The sequence below is a fragment of the Hyphomonas sp. UBA3195 genome (assembly GCF_002366485.1).
In the GTDB taxonomy this organism is placed as follows: domain Bacteria; phylum Pseudomonadota; class Alphaproteobacteria; order Caulobacterales; family Hyphomonadaceae; genus Hyphomonas.
In genome coordinates, this window is the sequence record NZ_DEXB01000020.1 from 77214 (window position 1) to 101408 (window position 24195).

The following is a 24195-nucleotide window of genomic DNA, read 5'->3' on the forward strand; positions in this document are numbered from 1 at the left end:
CGCATCAGGATGTACGCAGGGTCAAGCAAATCGGAATGCACAAGTGACTGAAAAAAATAGAAGAAAACCAAGGCAAGCCCGAGCTCAGGCAACGGTGGAAGCCATTCTGGAAGCAACGTTTCAGCTTTTGGAATCGGATGGTCTCACAAATTTAACCACAAACCACATCGCTGAGCGCGCTGGCGTCAGTATTGGCACGCTCTACCAGTATTTTGCCGACCGGGAAGCCATCCTCTTTGCGCTCAGTCAGCGCCAAAGCGACAATGTCCGCAAAATGATCACGAAGATTGTTCTGGATTCCCCTGAGACATCACCCGTACGTGCTGTCATCCGGGCACTGATGCATGGCCCCACAGGTTCGCCTCAAACACGGCTCATCCTCTCAGACGTCCTGTTTCGCTCTGGCGGCAGCGATGTCATGAGCCGCCAGCATTTTGCCTTCCTTGAATCCATCAGTGGACAGCAAAGTTTCGACTTTCCCCACGGCCGGGAAGCGGCTTTCATCCTGACACACACTGTCGTGCAATTGCTGAGAGCGGCTGCCGCAGAACCGGAATTGGAACTCGATGCGGACATTCTGGAAGATGAACTCGTCCATCTGGTGGAAAGCTATATCGAAAGCCTGATGACACGCGCCACTGCGCGGTCAGCTTAGCCGCTATTGAAATGGCCCCAAATGCGTTCGGCCAAAGCTTCGTTGACGCCGTCCACTTCCATCAAGTCGGCAACCTTCGCGCGCGAGACGCCCTTGGCCGATCCGAAATGGTGAAGCAGAGCCTTCTTCCGCGTCGGACCGACCCCTTCGATCTCGTCCAAGGGTGAGGTCTTGATTGCAGCAGAGCGTTTTGCCCGGTGCGCGCCAATCGCCCAGCGATGGGCCTCGTCGCGCAGGCGCTGAAGGTAATAGAGCACTGGGGCGGTTTCCGGCAGCTTGAAGGGCGCGCGGCCCGGCCGGAAGAATTGCTCCCGTCCGGCATTCCGGTCCACGCCCTTGGCGATGGAGACAAGGTTTACATCTTCCGGGGTCACACCAATTCCGGCCAACGCCTCGATCACGGCGTTCAATTGTCCCAACCCGCCATCAATCAGAACAAGGTCTGGCCAGTTTGCGCCATTGCCCTCTTCGCGCTCTTTCAGGGCGCGGGAAAACCGCCGTCGCATCACCTCGCGCATCATGCCGTAATCATCGCCCGGCTCGATGCTCGTATCCTTGATATTGAACTTGCGAAACGCGTTCTTGATGAAGCCTTCCGGACCGGCGACCACCATTCCGCCCACGGCGTTTGTGCCCTGAATGTGAGAATTGTCGTAGATCTCGATACGCTCCGGAGGAGTCTCCAGCTCGAACACTTTCGCCACTTCGGCCAGCAGGCGCGTCTGGCTGGCCGTCTCGGCCAGCTTGCGCGACAGGGCTTCCCCTGCATTGCGCGCGGCCTGGGTGACAAGGTCCTTCTTGCTGCCCCGTTCGGGACGACGCACTTCCACCTTGCGCCCGGCTTTCAGCTCAAGCGCGTCAGCGATCAGTTCGGCCTGGTCCGGTAATTTGTTCACAAGGATCAGCTTTGGCGGCGGGCGCTTGTCATAGAATTGCACGAGGAAGGCCGACAGCACTTCTTCCGGTGTCTGCTCGCGCTCATGGCGTGGATAGTGCGCGGTCGCCCCCCAGTTCTGTCCCGCCCGGATGAAGAAGACCTGCACACAGGAGACCCCGCCATCCATCTCGATGGCGAACACATCTGCCTCTTCGATGTCTTCCGGGTTCACATCCTGACTGGCACGCACATGGGCCAGCGCCCGGATCCGGTCGCGCAGCCGCGCCGCACGTTCAAATTCCATGTCATCTGCCGCCGCTTCCATATCGGCGGCGAGGCGCTTTTGCAGGTCGGCCCCCTTTCCGCGCAGGAAGTCTGCCGCCTGATCGGCAAGGGCCTGATAGTCCTCGGTCTCGATCAGCCCGACGCAGGGCGCCGCACAGCGCTTGATCTGGTGCAACATGCAGGGCCGCGTGCGCACACTGTAGACACTGTCCTCACAGGTGCGCAGCAGGAAGGCTTTCTGCAATGTGTCCAGCGTCCGCATGACAGACCCGGCACTGGCGAACGGACCGAAATAGTCGCCCTGATCCATCTTGGACCCGCGATACTTCTTGATCTGGGGCGCTTCATGGTCCCGGCGGATCAGGATGTAGGGAAACGATTTGTCGTCACGCAGCAATACGTTGAAACGCGGCTTAAGGCTCTTGATGAGACTCGCTTCCAGCAGCAGCGCTTCGGTCTCCGTCTCGGTGACCACGAACTCCATCCGCTTGGTCATGGAGATCATGCGGGCGATCCGCTGGGTATGACCGCCGAGCCGCGCATAGTTCGAGACCCGCGCCTTCAGGTCGCGCGCCTTGCCCACATACAGGACATCGTCATGTTCACCGAACATGCGATAGACGCCCGGCTTTGCAGGCAGTCGTTTGAGATTGTCCTTGATGACGTCAATGCCCCGTAGGGACGCTGCGCCGGAATCAGTCGGGTTCATGCCTCAACAGATAGTCCGGCTTGGCCGGGGATGCGAGCCTCAGAAGAAGTTGATTACATCCTGAACGTCAAACCGGGAATCAATCATCCATCCCGCACCGAAGCTGAACAGCATCACCAGGACGATCGACGAGACGAAGGATCGCCCCCGTGCCGGGTCGGCCTTGCGACGCCCTGCCCGCACCAGGATCAGCATGAACAATATCAGAATGAACACGACCATGAAGAACAGCTTCTCCATGTCGTCGAGACGATCGACCCAACGTGAGAATTCGAGATAGGCCTCATTGGCCACTTCGGCGACCTTGTCCAGAACCCGATTCAACAGGTCCATACTCGATGAAATGCTCATGGCTCCGTATCACTGATCCCTTTCCGGGACCGCCTTTCGACTGGGTTGCATAATCCTGCATCATGCCAAAACAAGGCTAATAGTCTGGCCCAAGCGCGCAGGTGATTTTTGGGAATGTTGTTAAGGCCTCAGAAAGGCTTTGAGGCCGGCCCTTGAGGCCCGTGCGTCAGAATTACCCTCGCCCTCCCCTTGCGGGCCGGGGCCCTCAGGATTAAGCGAAGGCAAACGCCGCCGCGCGTGACACTTCACGGGAAAACCTCATGTCCGACACCTTCCACTTCTCCGATGCCCTCGACCGCGTAAAGCCATCTGCCACCATCGCCGTCACCACCAAGGCCAATGAGCTGAAACGGGCCGGACATGACGTGATTGGTCTTGGCGCGGGCGAGCCGGACTTTGACACGCCGGACAATATCAAGGACGCCGCCATCCAGGCGATTCGCGATGGCAAGACCAAATACACGCCCGCAGATGGCATCCCGGAGCTGAAGGAGGCGATCTGCGCCAAGTTCCAGCGCGAGAACGACCTCACCTACACGCCCAGCCAGATCCACATTGCGCCGGGTGGCAAGCCGGTCATCTACAATGCCTTCCTCGCCACCCTGAACCCCGGCGACGAAGTCATCATCCCGGCCCCCTATTGGGTGTCGTATCCAGACATGGTCCTGCTCGCCAGCGGCACGCCCGTCGCCATCGAATGCGGCCCGAATGCCCAGTACAAACTGACACCCGAAGCCCTCGAGGCCGCCATCACCCCGAACACCAAGTGGCTGCTCCTGAACTCGCCATCCAACCCGACCGGCGCCGCCTATACCGAGGCTGAGCTGCGCGGGCTCGCCGACGTCCTGCTGCGCCATCCGCATGTCTGGGTTCTGACCGACGACATGTACGAACACCTCGTCTATGACGACTTCAAATACTTCACGATCGCCCAGGTCGAGCCCGCCCTGTACGAGCGCACGCTCACCGTAAATGGCGTCTCCAAAGCCTATGCCATGACCGGCTGGCGCATCGGCTATGCGGGCGGCCCGGAAAAATTGATCACCGCCATGCGCAAGGTGATCAGCCAGACCACATCCAATCCCTGCTCGATCAGCCAGTGGGCCGCCGTCGAAGCGCTGAACGGCCCACAGGATTTCCTGCCCACACGCCGCGCCGTCTACCAGCAGCGCCGCGATATGGTGGTCGCCGGCCTCAACGCCGCCGAAGGAATCACCTGCCCCACGCCGGAAGGCGCCTTCTATGTCTATCCGTCCTGCGCGGGCGTCATCGGCAAGACCAGCCCATCCGGCAAGGTGATTGAAAGCGACAAGGATTTCGCTGCCGAATTGCTGGAGCAGGAAAAGGTGGCCATCGTCTTCGGCGAGGCGTTCGGCCTGTCCCCGGCCTTCCGCGTGTCTTATGCCACCTCAACCGAGGCGCTGCAGGAAGCCCTCACGCGCATCCAGCGTTTCTGCGCAAATCTGACATAGGAAACTGCTATAGAACAATCCTATATCCGGCCTTCCCCCTATTGATTGGCATGGAACGATCGGGGCTCTTACGTCTTTGATAAGAGAGACAAAGGAGTTACCCCCATGCCTGTAGATATCGGTTTGAACGACGAAGCCCGTAATACGTCCGCTGACGCCCTGCGCGTTTTGCTGGCGGAGACTTATGCACTCTATTCCAAGACCCACGGATATCACTGGAATGTCACCGGTCCGCGCTTCAACAGCCTGCACACCATGTTCGAGACACAGTATAACGAACTCTGGATGGCGCTGGATGAGATTGCCGAACGCATCCGCGCGCTGGGCCATTTCGCCCCGACATCACCCGCAGAAATGGTAGAGCCAGCCACGATCAAGCCCGACAATGGCATTCCGGACGCCGACACGATGGTCGAGAACCTGGTCAAAGGGCATGAAGCCGTCAGCCGCGCTGGCAAGGCAGGCCTGAAAATTGCCGAAGACAATGGCGACGCGGTGACCGCAGACCTGATGACTCAGCGCGCGGCGATCGCAGAAAAAACAGCCTGGATGCTGCGCGCGAACCTCTGATCCGCCCGCCAATACTGGATTGGCGCATCCTGCATATTGCACTGCACAACACTTGCCGTGCCTCATGGGCTTGACCGCGCCCATGAGGCGCGGCAATCTTGCATTCAGTTAATGAAAAAGCGGCCGTTAGAGCCTTGGATTCAAGGCAAAAAAAGGCCCGGCAGCGAATGAACGCGCCGGGCTGTAAGTATCGGGCCCCGTAGGGGGGAGGAAACGCCCAATCGGAGGAATGATTGGGTTAATGCCCGAGGCCCTTGGCATGCGTGGTAGATAACCTCTCCCCCGATGATTACAACCAACATGACAGCAAAGCTTTCATGCACTTATGCATGGATGTCGCATTTCTGACTAATTCTGACGCATAGCCGGACGGCGCAGGATCTCGGTCTCTGCGGTGATGAAGTCCCGGAAGGCCGACACGCGCTTCGAGCGGCGCAGATCGCTCGGATAGATAAAGTAGAGATCGAAGATCGGGCCGACCGTCTCCGGCAACACTTTCACAAGCCGCGGCATGGTCCCGGCCATATAGTCCGGCACGTCGGCAATCCCCAGGCCGGCATCCACGGCCCGCAACATGGCGAACACATTGTTCACCTTCAGTGCGGCTTGGCGCGGCGGGCTGTCATCCCGGCCCACACGGCAGGCAAAGCTCATCACATCCAGCATCGAGCTTTCATCGCCATAGGCAATGATCCGGTGATTATCGAGATCCTGCGGCGTGCGTGGCATGCCGTAGGCTTTGAGATATTCCGGCGAAGCATAGAGATTGGTCGCCACCGTGCCCAGCTTGCGCTGGATCAGGTCCGCCTTGTCGGCAGCCCACAGGCGGATGGCGCATTCGGCCTCCAGCTTCAGCAGGTCATATTCGCGGCTGTCATCAAGGCGCAGGTCGAGATTCATGTCCGGATGCTTGCGGGCAAACCCGCCAAGGCGCGGCACCAGCCAGGTCGAGCCGAACGCCACTGGCGCCGCCACGATCAATTCGCCCTGTGGGGTCTCCTGCTGGTCCTTCAGCAAGGCATTGGCCGACTGCGCCGCCGTCGCCATTTCCATGGTTGAGCGGAACAGCGTGTGGCCGCTATCGGTCAGCACCAGGCCGCGCGCATGCCGCTGGAACAGGGAGACGCCCAGCGCCTCTTCCAGCGCCGCAATCTGGCGCGAGACCGCCGACTGCGAAATGCCCAGCCGCTCGCCGGCAGACGTCAGGCTGCCCGCTTCGGCCGCCGCGTGAAATGATTTCAGCTTACCCCAATCCATGGGGAGCGTTTGTGACGCCTAAATGACCCGGCGGCAAGCAGAGATTGCGGGAGGTGCGAGAACTGTTCTTAAAGCACATTCGGGTGCAAGTAGAATGATTGGAAAAGCAAGGTTGGCACCGTCTAATCGGCTTGCGCAATTTAGCTAGAAGACAACACCCAACTGCCACTACTGTTGTAAGCGCTCAACTGGAATAAGCTGACGTTCTTATGGGGAGATCATCTCAATGTCTGAAGACCCGAACAAAGACTACAATACCACGCGTATGGCGCACTTCTACGAGGACGCTCGAATAAACAATCGAGGTGCCATAGAGTTTGGAATCGTGGGGTTGCGAAGCCTATTTTTGGTGAATGGCGGCGCAATGCTAGCGATGCTGACATTTGTCGGAAACGTCGGTGTGACATCCGAGGCCGTGTTAAACTATAGATTGGCGTTTTTATGTTTTGGTATCGGAATATCTTCTGCGCTGATTGCAACCTTCTGTTCGTATTTTTCACAGGGTGTATCTGGGGTTACATCAATATATGATGCCGACGGCATCTACTTTGCACAGATCAACAGAAAACAGGCTTCAGATGAGATTCGAACGGAAGCGGGTCGGGAACGCCGAGTAAGTAATAGGTTTAGGTACTCTGCCTTAGGATTTGCGTTGATTTCCGGACTACTTTTTATAGTCGGCATGTTGGTAGCAGTAGAAGCTATCATTAGCTCGAATACATAGCGTAAGACGCTGGGCGGCAGTGCGATCACAAACAATCCGTCTGATAGCCCCTACCCCCATACTTCCCGCATGGATGCGCAGATGGACATTCTCAAACGCGGGCTCGAACACGCTGCCCTTGCCGTAATGGATGCGTCGGCGCTGGCGAACCTGCATCTGGGGCCGAAGCGGATCGGGCGCGGCCTGGCGCAGCGCGTTTCCGGGCGGTTGCGAATGCTGGAGACAATCGTCCGTCGGCTGATCCTCCTGATGGCGCTCGGCCTGCAGCTGGCCCCGACGCCGCCGCGTCCGGCTCCCGCCAATCCCGCACCAGAGCCGGACCTGCCCGAAGGCGTCGAGCTGGCCATTTTCCCCCGCCTTTCGCCCAGACGGCTGTCACTGCTGCCTGCGCGCCAGGCCTTTGAAGGCCCCGGCGGCTTTCCGGACATGTCCGGTACGAGTTATGGACACGTTTCCCCCCACAAGCTGATGGCCCGCATCGCTGCGCTCCGGCGCGTGATTGCCGCGCCCGAAGCCCACGCGACCCGCCTCGCCCGCACCCTCAACCGCCTGCAGAACAACGGCGAGCCCAAACCAATGGTCGGCGCAGCAACGCCCGCCTTTCGCCTCTCGCCAGAGCTTGGCGCGCTGGCCACGCTGCTGCCCGAGCAGATCAGCGTGGGCCTGGAAACATGGGAAAGCTCGGGCTGACTCCCCCGAAAAACCATTCCTTTCCGCCCGTTTCCCTCGCGTGACGGCCCCTTGTCATGCCTGTCATTCTTTCCGCGTGGTGGTACACTCCCGACCGGGAGGATACGCGTATGCCACGACTGAAACAGGCGGGCCGCGAAGCCGGAAATCCGTTCGCGAACCAGATTTTCGATTTACTGTTTGAAGACCGGGACCCGATTGCCGAGCCCGGCACCGCAACCGGCACGCCCGGAAACTGGTGGACCGTTTTCAACATTGTGCCGGATGCCTTCAAGCACACGACCGAAGGCTTTCAGTTCTACCGTTCGAAGAACCGCAAGCTTGATCCAAAGCTGCGCGAGCTTGGCCAGATCCGCGCCGGCTTTGCCGTCGGCTCACAATTTGTCTTCTCTCAGCATTGCAAGGCCAGCCGCGATGTCGGCCTGACCGAAGATCAGATCGCCGCCATTCCCCACTGGCAGGTCGCAGACTGTTTCAGCCCGCTGGAACGCGCCGTGCTCGCCTATACGGACGGCCTGGTCCTGCAACGCGGCCGCGTGCCCGATGGCGTGTTCGAGGCCCTGAAAGCGGAATTGTCAGACGAGGAAATCCTAGAATTCACCTACATCACCTGCACCTATATGATGCACGCCATCATGAGCCGTGCACTGAAACTGGAATATGATGATGTGGATGAACGCGTCGTCGAAATCGTCGCGCCGGATGGTTCGGATACAGACGTCATGTCTATGGTCGACAAGGGAGGAAACTGAACATGGCCTATCATCATCTCGCGCTCGCCGCGAAAGACATGAAAGCCACGCATGCATTCTATGAAGGCATCATGGGCTTTGAACTGGTCAAGGTCGAAGTCGCCCCAATCATGGGCGGCGGCTGGGGCAAGCATTTTTTCTATCGCATGGATGGCGATGACAGCCGCTTCATCGCCTTCTGGGAATTGCACGAGACCGATCGTAGCGACGATTATGTCTACGACATCAACGCCGCCGCCAAACTCCCGCCGGGTACAAATCATTATTCTTTCTCGGTGGATACGAAGGAAGAACTGGAAAGCTGGAAACAGAAATGGCTCGCCGCCGGGCTCGACGTGTTCGAGATCGACCATAATTGGTGTCACTCGATCTATACGAAGGACCCGAACGACAATGCAGTGGAATTCTGCCTGACCTCCGGCACCTTCACCGAGGCCGACCGCCAACGCGCGCTGGACGCCTTGTCGGAAACCGAGTTCAAGCCCTCTCCACCGCCGGCCTTCATGCAAATGTGGAATGCCGAGAAATCCGGCCGCTAACTACCAGCGCGCAGAATAGCCTCTCGTATCGACATGCACGAACGGCCCATGCGCCGCATTCGATCCATAGGCCGATGCGCCGCCCACGACCCAACCTTCGGGCTGCTCGGCGGCAAGTTCGTCAATCAGCTTGACCAGCGCGCGGGCATCTTCCTTGTCGATCCGGCCATTGCCGTCGAGATCATCCATCTGCCCGTCCCGGTCCTGATCAATATAGATATCGGCGGCATCACCATACAAATGGCGCGATGAAGTTGTCGTATTGCCAATGGCCGCATTATAGAATGGCGTACGATAGCCGCTCATCACGAAGAAAGTATCCGCTTCCCAGCCCTTCTCATTGGCAGCGGCAAGAAGGGTTTCGAGCTTGACCAGCATGTCCGGCTGCATCAACAGATAGGTCGGCTCATGTCCCGGCTGCTGCTTGCAGCGGAACTGGCCGAGCTGGAAATTGGGCGAAACGCGCAGATCCTCCGACATCGCCGTCAGGTCGATAAAGCCCTTGGGCACGGCATAGGACGGAAGATCCCGCAACGGTCGGGCATACATTCCAATCCGATAGCCATTCAAGCTGTCATCGACGCCATTCTCGAACGGCGTCAGCACCAGCAGGTTCAGGCGGGTTTCAGCGCCGCGATGGGAGATCTTCATGTCGGCCATCCCCGGCGCCTCCGGAGCGGTCCAGGCAATCTCCGCCGCGTCACGGCTCAATTTTCCATCAGAAATCTCAATACGGGCATCTTCGGGAATGGCCAGCCTGACCTCCTCCCTCGGCATGGCGGAAACAGAGATCAGCGGCAGCGCAGAGCGTGTTCCGTTTACGGTAATCTCGACGCCAGCACCTGTCTTGACGGTCTCAGTCTTGTCGACCGGCTGGACCGGGTGCAGCTCCGCCGATGCGATGATCCAGGGCAGAAAGATGAATTTCATGAACGCGGAAAATATGGGTCTGGTCCTCTTGTCTGGTCTGAGCAGGCACGCATTACTTTAACCATTACGCATGCCCCCTCAAACGCATCAGAGCGCAAATAGTGCCATACTTTTTCTGATGTTTTTCAGAGCCGTAATTCGGAACCGGAACGGGCGCGATCGGTTTATCCAGCAACACCGCGAAGAGTTCCGCCAGTCTTCCCGACCGGCCAGGCCAGCCTGATGCGGCGGCCGCGCTCTTCTCTAACAAGAGTATTTTGGAGATTATTTATGCGTACGCATCGCCGACTTCTTGCATCAACCCTCCTCGCGACCGCTGGCCTGCTGACCGCCATTCCCGCCAGCGCCCAGCATGCCGCGCCCGCCGATACTGTGCAGCTGGCCGATCTGAGCGAGAAAGAGGCCATGGGCGGCGAACTTGAAGCGGAAAAAGCCTCTGCCATCCAGACCCTGATCCTGAATGACTGGCTGGAGCGCGAACTGGGCAGTGAAACCGAAGCCGGTGTCCTGACCACAGTGCGCGCCGCCTATGCTCAGAATGTCTTCAAGCCGATCTGGACCGAGAAAGGGATCCGCTCGCTGAAGCGCGCGCGCAGTGATCTCTTCTCATACGGCCTCGTCCCATCCGACGTCTCGAAAGCCAACCTCAACAAGATCGCAGCCAAGCGCCTGAAAGGCGACAGCGACGAGATTCGCGCCACAGCCGATCTGCAACTGACCGCAGCCTGGATCCGCATGGCCTCTGCCGTAAGCGGAGGATTGTCCGATAATGGCGAAGCGGCAAAATCGAAGACCGATGCGCCCTCCAAATCCACTGTGCAGAAAAGCCTGATCAAGGCGGCGCGGGGTGATGCCGACGACATCCTTTCCGAGCTCGAACCTGAGCACCCCCAGTATAATCGTCTCAAGAAACAGCTGAAACAGTATCGCGAAATCCGGTCGGAGGGCGGCTGGCTCGCCATCCCGGATGGGGAAGCGATTGAACTGGACGACGAAGACCCACGTATTCCGGCCCTGCGCGACCGCCTGGAAGCGGAAGGCTATTACACGCCCGAGACATGGGCAGGCGATTTGCTGTCCGCCATCAGCATGGCTTCGAAAAATGATGACGGCACATCCGCTACGGAGATCGTGTTTGATGCGCGTCTTCAGAGCGCCCTGAAGGACTTCCAGCGCCATCACGGCCTTGAGGATGACGGTGTTGTGGGCCGGAACACGCTTGCGGCGCTGAATGAAAGTGTCGACTCCAAAATCGACCGGATCGCCGACACGATGAATCGCTGGCGTCATTATGATGATCTGGGTGACCAGTATATCTGGGCCAATATTCCATCCTTCACCGCCGAAGGTTGGCGTCACAACCGTCGCGAAATCGCGATGAAGACCATTGTTGGCATGCCCAGCCGTGAAACCCCGGTTTTCTCCGACCAAGTGGAATACGCAGTCGCAAATCCGCGCTGGTATGCCCCGGTCAGCATCGTGCGCCGCGACAAGCTGCCAAAGCTGGCCAAGGACCCGTCCTATGCCGCCCGCAAGAATTTCAGGGTGATTGAACGAGCCACGGGTCAGTCTGTCTCCGCCGCCTCGGTAGACTGGACCGATCCAGTCGCCGCCGACAACTACCAACTGGTCCAAGGCCCTGGCGCCAGTAATGCCCTCGGCGATCTGAAGATCATCTTTCCCAACCAGTATTCTGTCTATCTCCATGGCACGCCCGGCGTGAGCCTATTTGACCGCGCGCAGCGCACGTTCAGCTCAGGCTGCGTCCGTCTGGAAAGGCCTGAAGACATGGCGAAATGGATTGCGGCGCATGACCCGGAAATCACATCCAGGGATGTATCGGAGGCGCTCGAAGGGTCAAATCCGGAACGAATCGAGTTCAAGTCCGAAACCCAGATTCACATCACCTACATGACCGTCACAGTGGATGAAGACGGGGAGCCGAATTTTTGGCGTGACGTCTATCACGAAGAAGACGGCATCGAGATGGTCGACAAATATGCCCCACTCTACCAGCCCGCCCAGGATGAGGAACTGGCTCAAGCCACATCCGACCAACGCAAGGGATAAGGCTTACTGGCTCGCCCAGAGAATACGGGCGAGCCAGGCAACCTCTGACGGTTTGAAACTTCGCACGGGATAGGCCGGGTTCAACGAGGCCAGTTCAACTGTGCGCGTATTCTTGCGCGCCAGGACCTTGGCCATCACTTCGCCACCAACAGTTTTTGCCACCACCCGGTCGCCCGGTTTCACTTCGGAACCCGGCGACACGATAATCCGGTCCCCGGCCCGATAGGCCGGCTCCATGGAATCTCCGCTGATCTCCAATGCGTAAACCGACTCCGTTTCCAGCCCCGGAAACCGAACCTCCTCCCAGCCCCCGCCAACCGGAAACCCGGAATCATCGAAGAAGCCGTCCTGCCCAGCCTGCGCAAAGCCTATCAGGGGGGCAATCGCTCCGCGCCGACCATCGACCAAGGCGGCAAAATCCTCAAACCGACTGCCAACAGATTCCAGGACGCGCGCTAGGCTTTCCGTGGACGGCCAGCGCGGACGTCCATCAGCCCCTTCCCGCTTGGAAGGATTGAAGGCCGTCGGATCCAGCCCGGCCCGGCGTGCCAGTCCAGACGGCGTCAGCCCATGATGCGCAGCAAGGGCATCAAGCCCCCGCCAGATATCACGATGTTTCATGGGATAATTTTCCCAAAGGTTGCACCTGCCGCTAAATAGGAATATTCACCTATTGTCAAGCAAGAGGTGGGGAAATGGCAATGAAACTGTTCATACATGGCGTTCCGGATACGCCGCATCTGTGGGAGCCACTGATTGCGGCGCTCGGTCTCGGCGCCGATGACTATCGCGCCCCCGCCCTACCCGGCTTCGGCTGCCCGCGTCCGGACGGGTTCAGCGCAACCAAGGACGCCTACGCGAACTGGCTGGTCGAGCAGATGGAAGCGGCCGGTGGCAATGTCGATATTGTCGGCCATGACTGGGGCGCACTGCTGACCCTGCGCGCCGTGTCCCTCAGGCCGGATCTTGTAAGCAGTTGGTGTGTCACCAATGCGGTGATCGACCCCGACTATCGCGGCCACTCGCTGGCGAGGCGCTGGGCAACGCCTGTGCTGGGTGAGCTTGTCATGCTGGGCATGCGCAACAAGAAACGGCTCCTTCCTGCACTGGTTTCCGGCGGCATGCCGCGCAGCCTGGCCGAGCAGGAAGTTCCGCTCATCGACAAGACGATGCGGCAGAGCATTCTTCGCCTCTACCGGTCAGCGGCCGGCCTGCGCTTTTCGGATGAATGGGTGAAGGGTCTCGAAAATCTGCCGGAGCGCGGCCAGTTATTCTGGGGCGAGACGGACCCTTATGTCGACCTCTCTGTGGGCGAACGATTTTCCAAACGCTGGAACGTTCCGCTGCATGTAGAGCGCGGCGCCGGACATTGGGCCTGTGCGGAGCGGGCAACCGAGTTCGCTGCCCTGCTCCAATCACACTGGGCCTGAGTTTCAGGCAGCTTCCTTCTTCGGGCTGCCCAGTTCCTGTTTCACGCGCTCGGCCAGCTGGCGGACGGTGAACGGCTTCGGCAGGAACGAGACCGCGCGGTCGTCGTCCAGCTGTTTGGCAATGTCGCGCTCGGCATAGCCGGAGATGAAGATCACGCGGGCATGACCCAGCAGATCCTTGGCTTCGCGGATCAACGTCGGACCATCTTTGCCCGGCATCACCACATCGGAAATGACAAGATCAAAACTTTCCGGATTGTCCTCGAGAATTTCCATCGCTTCTTCGCCATCGCAGGCCTCTTCGACTTCATAGCCGCTCGACCGTAGCAAGGAGGCGGCAATGCCGCGCACGCCATCTTCGTCCTCGATCAACAGGATGCGACCGCGGCCGGAAATATCCACCGGCTGGCTGGCAATTTTCTCGGCCTGCGCCATGTCCACCGGCTCAGGTATTTCCTCTGCCTTGAGCGCGGGAAGATAGATGTGGAACGTTGTGCCCTTGCCTACGCTGGAAGTGGTGCAGATATAGCCGCCCGACTGCTTGATGATGCCGTAGACCGTCGCAAGCCCGAGACCTGTACCGACGCCAGCTTCCTTCGTCGTGAAGAAGGGCTGGAAGATCTTGTCCATGACGTCTTTCGGCATGCCGTGACCGCTATCTTCCACTTCGATCAGCATATAGTCGCCATCGCTCACAAAGGCGAAGCCCTTGTCCTGGGCTTCCTTGCCGGTGGCGCGCGCCGTGCGGATTGTCAGCTTGCCACCATTCTTGTGGCTGAGCATCGCGTCGCGCGCATTGGTGGCAAGGTTGAACAGTGCGTTCTCAAGCTGGTTTTTGTCGGCCTTGATGTAAGGCACATCGCGGCCATGCTTGACGTCCAGCTCGATCCGCTCATCCAGCAACTGGCGCAGGAGGATCGAGAATTCAGACATGAAGTCCGTCACCGCAAACACTTCGCGCTTGAAGGTCTGCTGGCGCGCATAGGCGAGCAGCATCTTCACAAGGTCTTTCGCACGGATCGAGAATTCGTGGATCGATTTCAGATTGGAATAGGATGGATCTCCCAGAGGGTGGTGAACCATCAGCTGTTCATTGTTCAGGATGATGCCTTGCAGCACGTTGTTGAAATCATGCGCGACGCCGCCGGCCAGTTGTCCGATGGCCTGCATCTTCTCACCGTGCGCCAGACGCATTTCCAGCTGGCGCTGTTCGGTGATGTCCATGACATAGGCCACCGAGGGACGGCCTGCGCCGTCAAGCGCCACGAAGACGTTTACGTGCTTGGGCTCTTCTCCAACCAGTTTCAGGTTCACCGGCTTGTCGATGGCATCAATGAGCAGGCTCTTGAGTGCATCTTCGCCTTCTTCCGGGGCAAACAATTCAGAGAACTTGCCGCCCGGCGCGGCTTTGCCCTCGGTCAGGTCCATCAGCGAACGGTTGGCATCCATGATGATTGCGCTGTCTACGCTGCCGCCCTCGAGGCGCACCGCTCCAAAGGGCGCATCATCAAACATCGGATCACCATCCGGACGCGGTGGGCGTGACGCGGTCGAAATGCGGAAGCCTTCCTCGCCGGTGTTCATGACTTGCTGGCTAGCCAGAATGATCGTGCGCCCGGTCGCGTCCGCGCCCTTGCCCGACCAGGTCGTAATCGCCTGAACCGGGCGCTCAACACCATCACGTCCGCGCAGCTGAATGTCGACCCGGCCCGGCACGCCGGACTTGCGGTCACGCGAGAGCATCTTCACGAACTCAGGGCGCATGATGTCGTCGATACGAATATTCTTGGCCGTCTCCGGCAGACCCAGCATATCGCGCAGCCAGCCATTGGCATAAGTGATCGTGCCATCCGGGCGCGCAGCGAAGAAGCCCATCGGCGCGTCTTCGACATAAAGCGATTTCAAGTCGGCCGCGCCGGTCGCTTCGCGCTCGCCGGCGATCGGACGAATGCGCCAGAGCACTTTGTCACGCGGTAGCGGCGACACAGTGATTTCGAACTGGGCGGGCACACGCTCCGGGCCAATCGTAATCGGCGGCAGGATTTCGCGGCGCGCATGACCGGCCTTCGCCCCCTTGGACAGGCGGTAAACCGGTGCAGCCAGACCTGGATTGGCACCGAACAGGCGATCCACGGTCACCGGAGCGCCTTCGGCTTGGGAGCCGATCAGCGCGAGGCTTGTCAGCTCGCGATAAGATGTATTGGCCGCAACAGGTGCACCCCCCTGATCGGCAATCAGGACCGATTCATCCAGCGCCTCGATCCAGCCAAAGCGCGGCGTCGCCGCTTGAGCGGCGCGCGCAATCGAGCCGCGCTCCGGGAACAAGCCCAGCATCCGGCCAGCGCCGCGTACGCTCCACAGCAAGAATACCAGTCCACCAGAGGCCATCGCAATCAGCAGGATCGGGCCAGGCGCGCCCGAAGCATTTGGCCAGGCAAGCGCAACACTGGCCGCAGCAATCGAAACGAGCAGGCAGACCCAGAACGAAAGCTGCATGAAATCCACGCGTCCGCGCTCAGTCACTTCGCTTGTTTCAGCGGTGGTATCCTGATCGTCAGCGGGAGCGGCCTTCGCCTGCATTTGAAAATCCATTGGTCGCTTTACACTCCTGTTGCCAGCCGCCAAGGTCAGGCCAGCACTCTACGCCTTTTCCGTTCGGCATCACTGCCGACTCAGTCATACGGAATCCTAGTGTACCAAATGTGGCACGACAAAGGTTAATGAAAGCGAAAAAGACGTTAAGACAAACGTTGAAAATTACAGAAATCACAGTGGAATCGGAGCTTTTCATGAGACGAACTTCAACAGCAATCGCAGCGCTCCTGCTGCTCGGCGCCTGCCAAAGCGCGGATGACACAACGCTGCCGCCTCCTGTCGCTGAAATGCCGCCTGCGCCAACCCAAGCCGACCGGAGCGAACTGGTCGCGGCCGAAAGCGCCCGGCTGAATGAATGGTTCGAGGACAAGTTCCAGGAAACTCTGGACCGCAACCCGATGTACCAGACCTATCTCGGTGTGAAGACCGACTATGACAAATGGAATGACGTCTCCGACGCCAAGGCTATCGAAGATATGGAAATCCAGCGCGCCAATATCGCTGAGATGAAAACACTCTTTGATTTTGACCTACTGAATGATCAGGCCAAACTGTCCTGGCGGCTCGCCGAATATGAGCTGGCCGAAGCAGAAGCCGGATTTCCGTATCGCCACTATGATTATGTTTTCGACCAGATGCGCGGCGTCCAGTCCGGCATTCCGGCCTTCTTGGTCAACCAGCATGGCGTGACCAGCCTGTCCGATGCGGAGGCCTATGTGGCCCGCCTCGAAGGCGTGGAAACTTACCTGGCGCAAAACATTGAAAATGCGGAATATTCCGCCAGCCTCGGTATCATGCCACCCGCCTTCGCTTACCCCTACGTACTGAACGATTCCAAGGGCGTAATCACCGGCTATCCCTTCACGACCGATGTGAGTGATGGCAGCGAAGACAGCCCACTGATGAAGGATTTCCGCAGCAAGGTCTCCGGACTTGTTGAGGCCGGAACGATTGACGATGTTCAGGCGGCTAAGCTGCTCGCTGATGCCACCACCGCCCTCACATCAGCGGTCGGCCCGGCCTATGAAAACCTCATCGCGACCATGACCGAGCAGGCCAAAAGCGCGACCACAGAGGATGGCGCATGGAAGCTGCCCGAGGGCGACGCCTATTATGCGATGCGTCTGAAGCGGATGACGACGACCGACAAGAGCGCGGCAGAAGTCCACCAGCTCGGCCTTGACGAGGTGGCTCGCATCCATGAGGAAATGCGCGGGATCATGGCGAAGGTCGGATTCGAGGGCACGCTGAAGGAATTCTTCGAGTTCATGCGAACAGATGAGCAATTCTATCTTCCCAACACTGAAGAAGGCCGCGAGGCCTATCTGGCCGAAGCTCGCGCCCAAATCGAGCTTATGAAGGTCGACCTGCCCAGCGTATTCAACACATTCCCCAAGGCTGACATGATCGTCAAAGCGGTCGAACCATTCCGCGAGAAATCCGCCGGCAAGGCCTTCTATTCCCGCCCTGCCCCGGATGGCAGCCGGCCCGGCACTTACTATGCCAACCTCTATCGCATGCAGGATATGCCGACCTACCAGTTGCAGGCCCTCGCCTTCCATGAAGGCATTCCAGGCCACCACATGCAGATCGCCATTGCGCAGGAGCTGGAAGGCATTCCGAGCTTCCGCAAGTATGGCGGCTATACTGCCTTCTCCGAAGGTTGGGGCCTCTATTCGGAATTCCTGCCAAAAGAGATGGGCTACTATTCCGACCCGTATGACGATTTCGGACGACTTGCGATGGAGATCTGGCGCGCAGCACGCCTGGTCGTCGATACAGGCATCCATGACAAACAATGGACCCGCGAAGAGGCGATCCAGTATTTGCTTGACAATACGCCCAACCCGGAAGGTGACGCGAAGAAGGCCATTGAGCGCTACATCGTGATGCCGGGACAGGCAACGGCCTACAAAATCGGTATGCTCAAAATTCTCGAGTTGCGCGAACAAGCCAAGGGGGAACTTGGTGAATCATTCGACATCGCCGAATTCCACGATGTTGTCCTGAAGGATGGCCCCGTGCCCCTGAGCATTCTGGAAGAGAATGTCATGGCTTGGGTCGCCGAGAAAAAGGAAGACTGATCATGACTTCACGCAGCTTCGGTCCCGCCTGTTTCGCTTCTGTCGCTCTGGCGGGGCTGGCTGCGTGTACATCTGTGCTGGCGCCGGTGCTCAAACCGAACGTCACCACGGACGTCGTGAAATTGGAGGGCGGCAACTGGCAGCTGGATCCGGTTCACGCCGCCCTCACCTTCAAGATCGATCATCTGGGCTACTCGACTTATATTGGTCGGTTCGAACGATTTGATGTTCAGATGAGCGGCGCCGCTGACAATCCAGCCGATGCGAAGGTCGAAGGCAGGGTGGACATGAGTTCTCTCGACATCGCAAATGACGAGTTTGCGGAAACGCTTATGGGAGCAGACTGGTTCAACGCGGCCAACTTCCCCGAAGCCCGGTTCCAATCGACTCGCATCGTGATGACCAGCGAAACCACAGCGGACGTCGAAGGCATCCTGACCCTGCATGGAAAGAATGCCCCGGTCACTCTGGCCGTGACCTTCAATGGCGCGGGCTTCGACCGGCTACGCAACGCGCAAGTGGCCGGATTCTCGGCTACAACGGAGATCGACCGGACCGTTTTCGGCATCAGCCGGTTCAGCGGACTGATCACAGATATAGTGCGCGTTGAAATCGAGGCGGAACTGTTAAAGACTCCCGGCGTAACTTGATCTGACGGGTCTACCCTCCCTATCAGGGAACAGGATCAGAACTAATATCAGGAGATTCGGGGATGCTGGGTGAAATGTTGGCGGAGGTCTTCTCCGTATCGGGCCTGTTTACGCTATTCATGCTATTGTTGCTTCAGGCCGTGCTCGGCTTCGACAATTTGCTCTACATTTCCATCGAATCAAAACGGGTTGGCGAAGCAAAAGCGCCGATGGTGCGCCAATGGGGCATTGGCCTCGCAGTGCTGTTCCGGATCGTCCTGCTCTTCGTCATCGTCGCGCTGTTCGATGCTCTGGCCGAGCCTTTGTTCGGCTTCCATCTATCAGGAATAATCGAGGGAGAGTTCACCTTCCAGAGCATGATCACCTTCGTCGGTGGGGCCTTCATCATCTACACGGCGATCAAGGAAATCTCCCACATGTTGACGGTGGAGCACATCGAACACAGCGAGGGCGGCAAGTCGAAATCTGTGTTGCAGGCAATTGGCCTTATCGTGGCAATGAACCTCGTCTTCTCGTTCGACTCCATCCTGTCGGCCATGGCCATCGCGAATGAGGAAATCGCGCGCATCGTGAATTCCGCTGGTGAAACGATTGGCACGTTCAAGGGCACGGTAACCGATTGTAAGGAAGCCCTGATCGCTCAGCCAATAGCAGATGCGGTCGCATGCCGGCCGGGCAAGGACTACCAAGTCTGGTTGATGGCAATTGCGATCATCGCGTCAGGCATCGTCATGGCGTTGATGGCAAACGCGGTGGCGGACTTCCTGAAGAAAAACCGGATGTATGAGGTCATGGGCCTGTTCATCCTGTTTCTCGTCGGCGTTCTTCTGGTCACCGAGGGCGCACATCTCGCCCACTTGAAACTGTTCGACTACACGATCGAAGCCATGTCGAAGTCTTCCTTCTACCTCGTCATCTTCGTACTGGTGGTCACTGACATCATCTCAGTACGCTACCAGCGCCGCCTCTGGGCGCAGCGCGAGGCTGAAATTCTGGGTGGAGGCACAGAAGAAGCGTCGAAAGCGGGCGCTGAAGCCAACATGTAGGAATTTTCGGGCAGCCCCTGCCTAGCGCAGAAGGGCTGTCCGCCGATTGATGCGCACCGCCATCCGATTGCCCTTCCGGCCAATCTCGCCTTCGGCAACAACAGCGCCATCGCGGCCACCGGTCAGCAGCTCAACGGGCTGATCGGCTGGCAGGCCCAGCAGCAGGGTTGAACCCGGCTTGAGATTGGCGAGGCGTGACATGGGTACGCTGAGGGTTGCCACGCGCGCCGTCAGCACAGCCGTCATCGCCCCTGCCCCAACAACCGGAGCGACCTCGCGGGAGATGCGCGGCTGCCGACGCGCCGTCGGCATATCGCTGGACAGGTCAAAAAGGTCATCCTCAGCCAGGATCAGGCGCGCCGGCATCTTGATGTCATCGACGCGCACATCGAGATCGAGAATGGATGTCATTCCCGGTCCGGCAAGGGCGCAGGCGAACTCCGCATCGGTTTCGATGCGAGAGAATTTCAGTGAGGATGCCAGCGCTGCTCCGAGGGGGCGTACCAGGCCTTCGAGGAGCGCAGCATCCATCGGCGTCAGGGCGCGGTGATGCCCCTGTGTCGGCTTTCCGCCACAGGCAGTCTCAATGAGTGCATTTGCGAGCGACGCGCTGATCACCAGCATCGCCGCAATTTCACCACCGGGCGCAGAATAGCAGGCAATGGCAGAGCCACGACCAGCGCATTCTGTTGCCAGTCCCTGGTCAAAACTGCCACGCGCGCTGGCGCGGGCAAGCGCCGCCGCCTTCAGACCGCAGCCATCTCTCAGCGCCAAAGTCAGCCGGGACGCAATACGGCGCGCATCCTCTGTAATTTCGGTCGGTTCAGCCGGCGCCAGCTTGCGCAAATTCGGAACATCAACGTCCGTAACTTTGACAGGCTCGGGTTCCGGTTCTGGCATGTCGTCCAGATTGGGACGCAACAATGCCTCGATCTCGGCGGCGCTCAGCACGCCGCGAGATGTCGGGATTGGACGATCCGGTGTGATTGGCTCGAACGTCGTCGGCATGTCGAGCATGATGTCGGCTTCCCGTCTGGGAGACATGTCCCAGCCGTCATCGGCAGCAAGAGGCAGATCATTGGTCATGGTTCGGTGAGCCGACTTCCGTGTTCCAGTCTGTTTTGCGTCAGATACGGTTAACGACTGGTTAGGAATTTCCGCTTTGGTGCGGTCATTGTCAGCCATGATTCCACTCGAAACTCCGCCAGTGTTAATGCAGGTCCGCTTCGCGTTAAATATCACATGCCGTCGTTAAGGCCTTGATTACCATGCTGTAAGACATCCTTTGGACCTTGATGCCATTATGTCCTCAACGCATGAGGCTCCAAGCATAACCGCCGAAGCGTTGGGTTGATGGGCGAATGAAAACGGCGGTGATCCGATCAGGATCACCGCCGCTTTTTAATTCGGAAATGGTTTGCGCAGGCTCAGTCGTCGCGCAGCGTGCGTTCCTTGCGCTCGTGGCGCTCCTGCGCTTCGAGGCTGAGCGTTGCTGTCGGACGCGCTTCCAGACGGCGCAGGCCAATTGGCTCGCCGGTCACTTCGCAATATCCGTAGGAACCGTCATCAATGCGGCGCAGCGCGGAATCGATCTTGGAGATCAGTTTGCGCTGACGGTCACGGGTGCGCAGCTCAAGAGCCTTGTCGCTCTCTGCTGAAGCGCGATCGACAATATCCGGCAACGAACCTGACTCATCCTGCAAATTATTGATCGTCTGCTTCGCACCGTCGAGGATATCGGCTTTCCAGTTCTCCAGAAGCCGCCGGAAGAAGGCGAGCTGACGCTCGTTCATGAACTCCTCGTCATCCGAGGGGCGATAGTCGTCCGAAAGGTCAACACTCATCGCTTATCACCTTACTCTGTTTGGGGGCGGATATAGACCGCCTAGCGATTCTCTGCAATTCCTGATGCTGTGTAATTTTTGTCAATGTTTTCAGACAATTGAGGCAAAATCATGTAATCTTCATGAGTTTGTCCCTGATCCTCGGCACCTGAAACCGACTATTCCCGTGCAATTTACAGGCCGGGACTTGATCTTTCTGACGACGACGCGCTCTATAAACGCCTGTCTAAAACACAACTGATGCACTGGTTTCAGCGTAGATGGCCCGACGCCGGAAAACTATGGATAAGTCGTCCGGCTGGATGCAGGCAGTAGTGTTCAACTCACTGCTGGTCCTCATGCCAGTGATTGCTGCGCAAAGTCTTGCCATGGCATTCTCTGGCGAGAGTTTTTCAGAGTCCCCCACTATTGAATCGATTGATCAGACCCGTCGCAACATTGACGAAACGTTTGCGTCAATCGCCCCCCGCAATGGCGGCGACAAGTACAAATTCTGGCACGACATCGTTGAACGTGAACTGATGGATATGGATGTTGCGGCAGCACGCGGCTTCCTCCTGGCGGCGCCGCAAATGCTTGATCGGGAATCGGTGCGCGAACTCGAAGCTGACTCCAGCGGTGTGAAGCTGGACCGTCCGGATGACCGGATGGCCGCGGCCGCGCTCCGTAAATTACCTCTTGATATCGGCCTGAAGTTCGAAAAGGCACAGGCATCCGCCGGCCCAAGAAACACGCCCTCTTCCACAAGTATCGTGGAGGAAGAAGAGGCCTCCGACGATCCCGCCGATACGCAGGATGCCGATGTGCCAAACGAAGAACCTGAAGTGACCGTATGGGGCAATACGCGACCCTCAGACCGCCGGTTTGTGCTGCTGGGCAGCTTTTCTGATCTCGCCAACAATTCCGAACGCTGGCTGAAGGGCGACCGGGTTGATCCCATTACGCTGAAGATCACGGCGCTCGCCCTGATCGGCGAGGAGGGGTCTGATGGTGTGTCGGACGGCAATGTACGGGCCGCCTCGATCCTGAAGTCCGCGCGCAGGGCACGGCGCATGACACCCGAATTCACCGCTTACATGAAGAGCCGGCTGAATGATGCCCTGCCCGACACTGTTTTGCGACCAGCCCTGGAAGAATCGCTCGGTGAGCTGGCCACGACAAGTGTCCGCGTAGACCGGGTACGGAGTGCTTATCTCAACTCCATCGATGCCGGTGGCCTGCAGCAGCTCGAAAAGGACCTGGCCCAGATCGATCGTATCGGTATGCTGACCAGCACACCGGCGGCCATCACATTAATCGAACATGTGAAGGACAGTTCAGACTTGCGGCGCGCGCGCTTGCTGGCGGAAGCTGGCGGAGACCGGTCCGTTGCCCTGGTCAAGCAGGATGGTCCTGGCGCGCTGCGGATCGCCGACACCGGCATCAAATGGACGCAACAACTGATGTTGCAGGTGATGGGGCTGACCGCATCCGGTCTCGCCCTGCTCTATGTGATGATTGCGACCTTCCGACGGAACGTCCGGCTGCCGAAGAAGAGCGTAGAGCCCTCCGGCATCTGATCCCTACAGATTGAACGCCCCGCGAATGCCGTCGATCAGAAGCTGTACCGAAAGCGCCGCAAGGATGACGCCCAGGATTCGTGTAAGTGCCCCGGCAACACTCGCGCCCATGAGACGCACCAGCGGCCCGGCAATCAGAAATATCACCAGCGTCAGCAGGAGGTTGAGTCCAATCGCCGACAACACGACCCCCTTCTCGATCCAGTCCGACTTGTCCGACATGTAGAACATGGCGGTTGCGATGGAACCGGGGCCTGCCACCATGGGAATCCCCAGCGGGAATACCGAAATGTCGTCCGGCTCGGGATCGGCGGAGTGCGTACCGAGATGCTCTTCGGCCCGGTGTTCGCGCCGCTCGGTGCGCTTCTCGAACACCATATCCAGTGCGATCATGAACAGCAGAATGCCGCCAGCCGCCCGAAACGCATCAATGGAAATATGCATTGCGCCGAGCAACCAGGATCCGCCAAACGCAAAACCGTAAATGATGATCGTGGCCACGATGATGGACTTCACCGCCATCCTTCGCCGATAGGCGGCGTCGCCGCCCGCCGTAAGCGTCGCAAACACAGGTGCGACACCCAATGCATCGATCAGCACGAAGAAAGTGACAAATGTCGCGGTAAATAGGGAGAGAAGGTCTGCGCTCATGGGCGCCGACCTAGTCCTTTTGACCCGTTGCGTCGAGGATTTCCTGCACGAGCGGCGCAACGATCACTGAGTCATTCAGGCCTTCAAAGCGGGAAAGGTCTGCGCCGCCAGTCGCGAGCGAGAGCATCATGCGGTGACCGCGCAACCTCTGGAGTAGGCCGTCGGTTCCGCGATGCCCGTCAGCACTGGCGGTACGCCCATTGCCGAGATCGACAACAAGGCCTTCGCCCTGCCCGGCTTCCAATAGCGATATCCCCTCTTCGAGGGAGACCGGCTTGGTGTCGGGGATGGGATCGATACGCATCACACTCCCCATCACTCCGCGCCTCGCGCGTCAGCCATCATGAGTTTGCGGCAACGGCTCAGCGCGCGGTAAAGGCTTGAACTGGCAACATCGGCCGAAATTTCCAAGACTGCATCGCGATCCTCATCGCAATCACACGCCGCAAGCAGCC

The 24195-nt window shown here is 58.7% G+C and carries 23 protein-coding genes; 13 read left to right on the top strand and 10 right to left on the bottom strand.

The window, feature by feature from the left end; translation table 11 throughout:
• The first annotated feature begins 94 nt into the window (after positions 1–94).
• The gene (locus B2344_RS07020) at positions 95–655 is read left to right on the top strand and encodes a TetR/AcrR family transcriptional regulator (protein ID WP_290484902.1); all 561 of its coding nucleotides are present in this window, start codon (positions 95–97) and stop codon (positions 653–655) included.
• Here the strand turns inward: B2344_RS07020 and uvrC are convergent.
• Both uvrC and B2344_RS07030 read right to left on the bottom strand, forming a co-directional pair.
• Positions 652–2526, bottom strand: coding sequence for an excinuclease ABC subunit UvrC (gene uvrC, locus B2344_RS07025; protein ID WP_290484903.1), 1875 nt, complete (start codon positions 2524–2526; stop codon positions 652–654). The two genes, B2344_RS07020 and uvrC, sit on opposite strands and share 4 nt — an antisense overlap.
• A 39-nt stretch (positions 2527–2565) precedes the next feature.
• A complete protein-coding gene (locus tag B2344_RS07030) occupies positions 2566–2877 on the bottom strand; it encodes a hypothetical protein (RefSeq protein WP_206992418.1) in 312 nt (103 codons plus the stop codon).
• Positions 2878–3137: 260 nt separating this feature from the next.
• Here B2344_RS07030 and B2344_RS07035 point away from each other — a divergent pair, with 260 nt between their 5' ends.
• Both B2344_RS07035 and B2344_RS07040 read left to right on the top strand, forming a co-directional pair.
• Complete coding sequence (locus tag B2344_RS07035; RefSeq protein WP_290483471.1) at positions 3138–4349, top strand: pyridoxal phosphate-dependent aminotransferase; 1212 nt, start codon at positions 3138–3140, stop codon at positions 4347–4349.
• Between the two features lie 105 nt (positions 4350–4454).
• Positions 4455–4919 (top strand): Dps family protein, encoded by a 465-nt coding sequence (locus tag B2344_RS07040; RefSeq protein WP_034812667.1) that lies wholly within the window; start codon positions 4455–4457, stop codon positions 4917–4919.
• Positions 4920–5267: 348 nt separating this feature from the next.
• Here B2344_RS07040 and B2344_RS07045 read toward each other — a convergent pair whose 3' ends face one another.
• Positions 5268–6176, bottom strand: a complete 909-nt coding sequence (locus tag B2344_RS07045; protein WP_034812669.1) for a LysR family transcriptional regulator — start codon at positions 6174–6176, stop codon at positions 5268–5270.
• Between the two features lie 226 nt (positions 6177–6402).
• Here B2344_RS07045 and B2344_RS07050 point away from each other — a divergent pair, with 226 nt between their 5' ends.
• From B2344_RS07050 to B2344_RS07065, 4 genes are all read left to right on the top strand, one after another.
• A complete protein-coding gene (locus B2344_RS07050) occupies positions 6403–6900 on the top strand; it encodes a hypothetical protein (protein ID WP_290484904.1) in 498 nt (165 codons plus the stop codon).
• An 81-nt stretch (positions 6901–6981) separates the two neighbouring features.
• A complete protein-coding gene (locus B2344_RS07055) occupies positions 6982–7590 on the top strand; it encodes a hypothetical protein (protein WP_290484905.1) in 609 nt (202 codons plus the stop codon).
• 110 nt (positions 7591–7700) lie between these two features.
• A complete protein-coding gene (locus B2344_RS07060; RefSeq protein ID WP_290484906.1) occupies positions 7701–8342 on the top strand; it encodes a carboxymuconolactone decarboxylase family protein in 642 nt (213 codons plus the stop codon).
• A 2-nt stretch (positions 8343–8344) separates the two neighbouring features.
• Entirely contained in the window at positions 8345–8881 is a 537-nt protein-coding gene (locus tag B2344_RS07065) for a VOC family protein (RefSeq protein ID WP_290484907.1), read from the top strand.
• On the opposite strand, the gene B2344_RS07070 is transcribed toward B2344_RS07065, so the two are convergent.
• The gene (locus B2344_RS07070; RefSeq protein WP_290484908.1) at positions 8882–9811 is read right to left on the bottom strand and encodes a D-Ala-D-Ala carboxypeptidase family metallohydrolase; all 930 of its coding nucleotides are present in this window, start codon (positions 9809–9811) and stop codon (positions 8882–8884) included.
• A gap of 270 nt (positions 9812–10081) precedes the next feature.
• Between B2344_RS07070 and B2344_RS07075 the strand changes: the two genes are divergently transcribed.
• Positions 10082–11881 (top strand): L,D-transpeptidase family protein, encoded by a 1800-nt coding sequence (locus tag B2344_RS07075; RefSeq protein WP_290484909.1) that lies wholly within the window; start codon positions 10082–10084, stop codon positions 11879–11881.
• 3 nt (positions 11882–11884) lie between these two features.
• Here the strand turns inward: B2344_RS07075 and B2344_RS07080 are convergent, their stop codons facing one another.
• Positions 11885–12502 carry a S24 family peptidase gene (locus B2344_RS07080; protein ID WP_290484910.1) on the bottom strand — a complete coding sequence of 206 codons (618 nt, stop codon included), beginning with the start codon at positions 12500–12502 and terminating at the stop codon, positions 11885–11887.
• A gap of 80 nt (positions 12503–12582) precedes the next feature.
• On the opposite strand from B2344_RS07080, the gene B2344_RS07085 reads away from it, so the two are divergent.
• The gene (locus tag B2344_RS07085) at positions 12583–13311 is read left to right on the top strand and encodes an alpha/beta fold hydrolase (RefSeq protein ID WP_290478563.1); all 729 of its coding nucleotides are present in this window, start codon (positions 12583–12585) and stop codon (positions 13309–13311) included.
• A 3-nt stretch (positions 13312–13314) separates the two neighbouring features.
• Here B2344_RS07085 and B2344_RS07090 read toward each other — a convergent pair whose 3' ends face one another.
• Positions 13315–15903, bottom strand: a complete 2589-nt coding sequence (locus B2344_RS07090) for a response regulator (RefSeq protein WP_206992407.1) — start codon at positions 15901–15903, stop codon at positions 13315–13317.
• Positions 15904–16100: 197 nt separating this feature from the next.
• Between B2344_RS07090 and B2344_RS07095 the strand changes: the two genes are divergently transcribed.
• The 3 genes from B2344_RS07095 to B2344_RS07105 all read left to right on the top strand — a co-directional run bounded on the left by B2344_RS07095 (position 16101) and on the right by B2344_RS07105 (position 19686).
• Positions 16101–17990: a DUF885 domain-containing protein gene (locus B2344_RS07095; protein ID WP_290484911.1), complete on the top strand. Its 1890-nt coding sequence runs from the start codon at positions 16101–16103 to the stop codon at positions 17988–17990.
• Between the two features lie 2 nt (positions 17991–17992).
• Positions 17993–18640, top strand: coding sequence for a YceI family protein (locus B2344_RS07100; protein ID WP_290484912.1), 648 nt, complete (start codon positions 17993–17995; stop codon positions 18638–18640).
• Positions 18641–18702: 62 nt separating this feature from the next.
• The gene (locus B2344_RS07105; protein WP_242517485.1) at positions 18703–19686 is read left to right on the top strand and encodes a TerC family protein; all 984 of its coding nucleotides are present in this window, start codon (positions 18703–18705) and stop codon (positions 19684–19686) included.
• 21 nt (positions 19687–19707) lie between these two features.
• Here the strand turns inward: B2344_RS07105 and B2344_RS07110 are convergent, their stop codons facing one another.
• Together B2344_RS07110 and dksA are read right to left on the bottom strand one after the other, a co-directional pair.
• Positions 19708–20772, bottom strand: a complete 1065-nt coding sequence (locus B2344_RS07110) for a FliM/FliN family flagellar motor switch protein (RefSeq protein ID WP_290478567.1) — start codon at positions 20770–20772, stop codon at positions 19708–19710.
• 341 nt (positions 20773–21113) lie between these two features.
• Entirely contained in the window at positions 21114–21530 is a 417-nt protein-coding gene (dksA, locus tag B2344_RS07115; protein WP_034816146.1) for an RNA polymerase-binding protein DksA, read from the bottom strand.
• Between the two features lie 281 nt (positions 21531–21811).
• On the opposite strand from dksA, the gene B2344_RS07120 reads away from it, so the two are divergent.
• On the top strand, positions 21812–23089 hold the full coding sequence (locus B2344_RS07120; RefSeq protein WP_290484913.1) for a hypothetical protein: 1278 nt from the start codon (positions 21812–21814) through the stop codon (positions 23087–23089).
• Between the two features lie 3 nt (positions 23090–23092).
• Here the strand turns inward: B2344_RS07120 and B2344_RS07125 are convergent, their stop codons facing one another.
• Both B2344_RS07125 and B2344_RS07130 read right to left on the bottom strand, forming a co-directional pair.
• A complete protein-coding gene (locus B2344_RS07125) occupies positions 23093–23740 on the bottom strand; it encodes a MarC family protein (RefSeq protein WP_206992402.1) in 648 nt (215 codons plus the stop codon).
• Positions 23741–23750: 10 nt separating this feature from the next.
• Positions 23751–24044, bottom strand: a complete 294-nt coding sequence (locus B2344_RS07130; RefSeq protein ID WP_034816140.1) for a hypothetical protein — start codon at positions 24042–24044, stop codon at positions 23751–23753.
• Positions 24045–24195 lie beyond the last annotated feature (151 nt).

Coding starts and splice junctions, on each gene's coding strand:
- B2344_RS07090 (WP_206992407.1), bottom strand. CDS start 15,903: ATGGATTTTCAAATGCAGGCGAAGGCCGCTCCCGCTGACGATCAGGAT.
- B2344_RS07060 (WP_290484906.1), top strand. CDS start 7,701: ATGCCACGACTGAAACAGGCGGGCCGCGAAGCCGGAAATCCGTTCGCG.
- uvrC (WP_290484903.1), bottom strand. CDS start 2,526: ATGAACCCGACTGATTCCGGCGCAGCGTCCCTACGGGGCATTGACGTC.
- B2344_RS07095 (WP_290484911.1), top strand. CDS start 16,101: ATGAGACGAACTTCAACAGCAATCGCAGCGCTCCTGCTGCTCGGCGCC.
- B2344_RS07045 (WP_034812669.1), bottom strand. CDS start 6,176: ATGGATTGGGGTAAGCTGAAATCATTTCACGCGGCGGCCGAAGCGGGC.
- B2344_RS07085 (WP_290478563.1), top strand. CDS start 12,583: ATGAAACTGTTCATACATGGCGTTCCGGATACGCCGCATCTGTGGGAG.
- B2344_RS07070 (WP_290484908.1), bottom strand. CDS start 9,811: ATGAAATTCATCTTTCTGCCCTGGATCATCGCATCGGCGGAGCTGCAC.
- B2344_RS07055 (WP_290484905.1), top strand. CDS start 6,982: ATGGACATTCTCAAACGCGGGCTCGAACACGCTGCCCTTGCCGTAATG.
- B2344_RS07050 (WP_290484904.1), top strand. CDS start 6,403: ATGTCTGAAGACCCGAACAAAGACTACAATACCACGCGTATGGCGCAC.
- B2344_RS07100 (WP_290484912.1), top strand. CDS start 17,993: ATGACTTCACGCAGCTTCGGTCCCGCCTGTTTCGCTTCTGTCGCTCTG.
- B2344_RS07125 (WP_206992402.1), bottom strand. CDS start 23,740: ATGAGCGCAGACCTTCTCTCCCTATTTACCGCGACATTTGTCACTTTC.
- B2344_RS07065 (WP_290484907.1), top strand. CDS start 8,345: ATGGCCTATCATCATCTCGCGCTCGCCGCGAAAGACATGAAAGCCACG.
- B2344_RS07040 (WP_034812667.1), top strand. CDS start 4,455: ATGCCTGTAGATATCGGTTTGAACGACGAAGCCCGTAATACGTCCGCT.
- B2344_RS07105 (WP_242517485.1), top strand. CDS start 18,703: ATGCTGGGTGAAATGTTGGCGGAGGTCTTCTCCGTATCGGGCCTGTTT.
- B2344_RS07030 (WP_206992418.1), bottom strand. CDS start 2,877: ATGAGCATTTCATCGAGTATGGACCTGTTGAATCGGGTTCTGGACAAG.
- B2344_RS07110 (WP_290478567.1), bottom strand. CDS start 20,772: ATGACCAATGATCTGCCTCTTGCTGCCGATGACGGCTGGGACATGTCT.
- B2344_RS07120 (WP_290484913.1), top strand. CDS start 21,812: ATGGATAAGTCGTCCGGCTGGATGCAGGCAGTAGTGTTCAACTCACTG.
- B2344_RS07080 (WP_290484910.1), bottom strand. CDS start 12,502: ATGAAACATCGTGATATCTGGCGGGGGCTTGATGCCCTTGCTGCGCAT.
- B2344_RS07075 (WP_290484909.1), top strand. CDS start 10,082: ATGCGTACGCATCGCCGACTTCTTGCATCAACCCTCCTCGCGACCGCT.
- dksA (WP_034816146.1), bottom strand. CDS start 21,530: ATGAGTGTTGACCTTTCGGACGACTATCGCCCCTCGGATGACGAGGAG.
- B2344_RS07130 (WP_034816140.1), bottom strand. CDS start 24,044: ATGCGTATCGATCCCATCCCCGACACCAAGCCGGTCTCCCTCGAAGAG.
- B2344_RS07035 (WP_290483471.1), top strand. CDS start 3,138: ATGTCCGACACCTTCCACTTCTCCGATGCCCTCGACCGCGTAAAGCCA.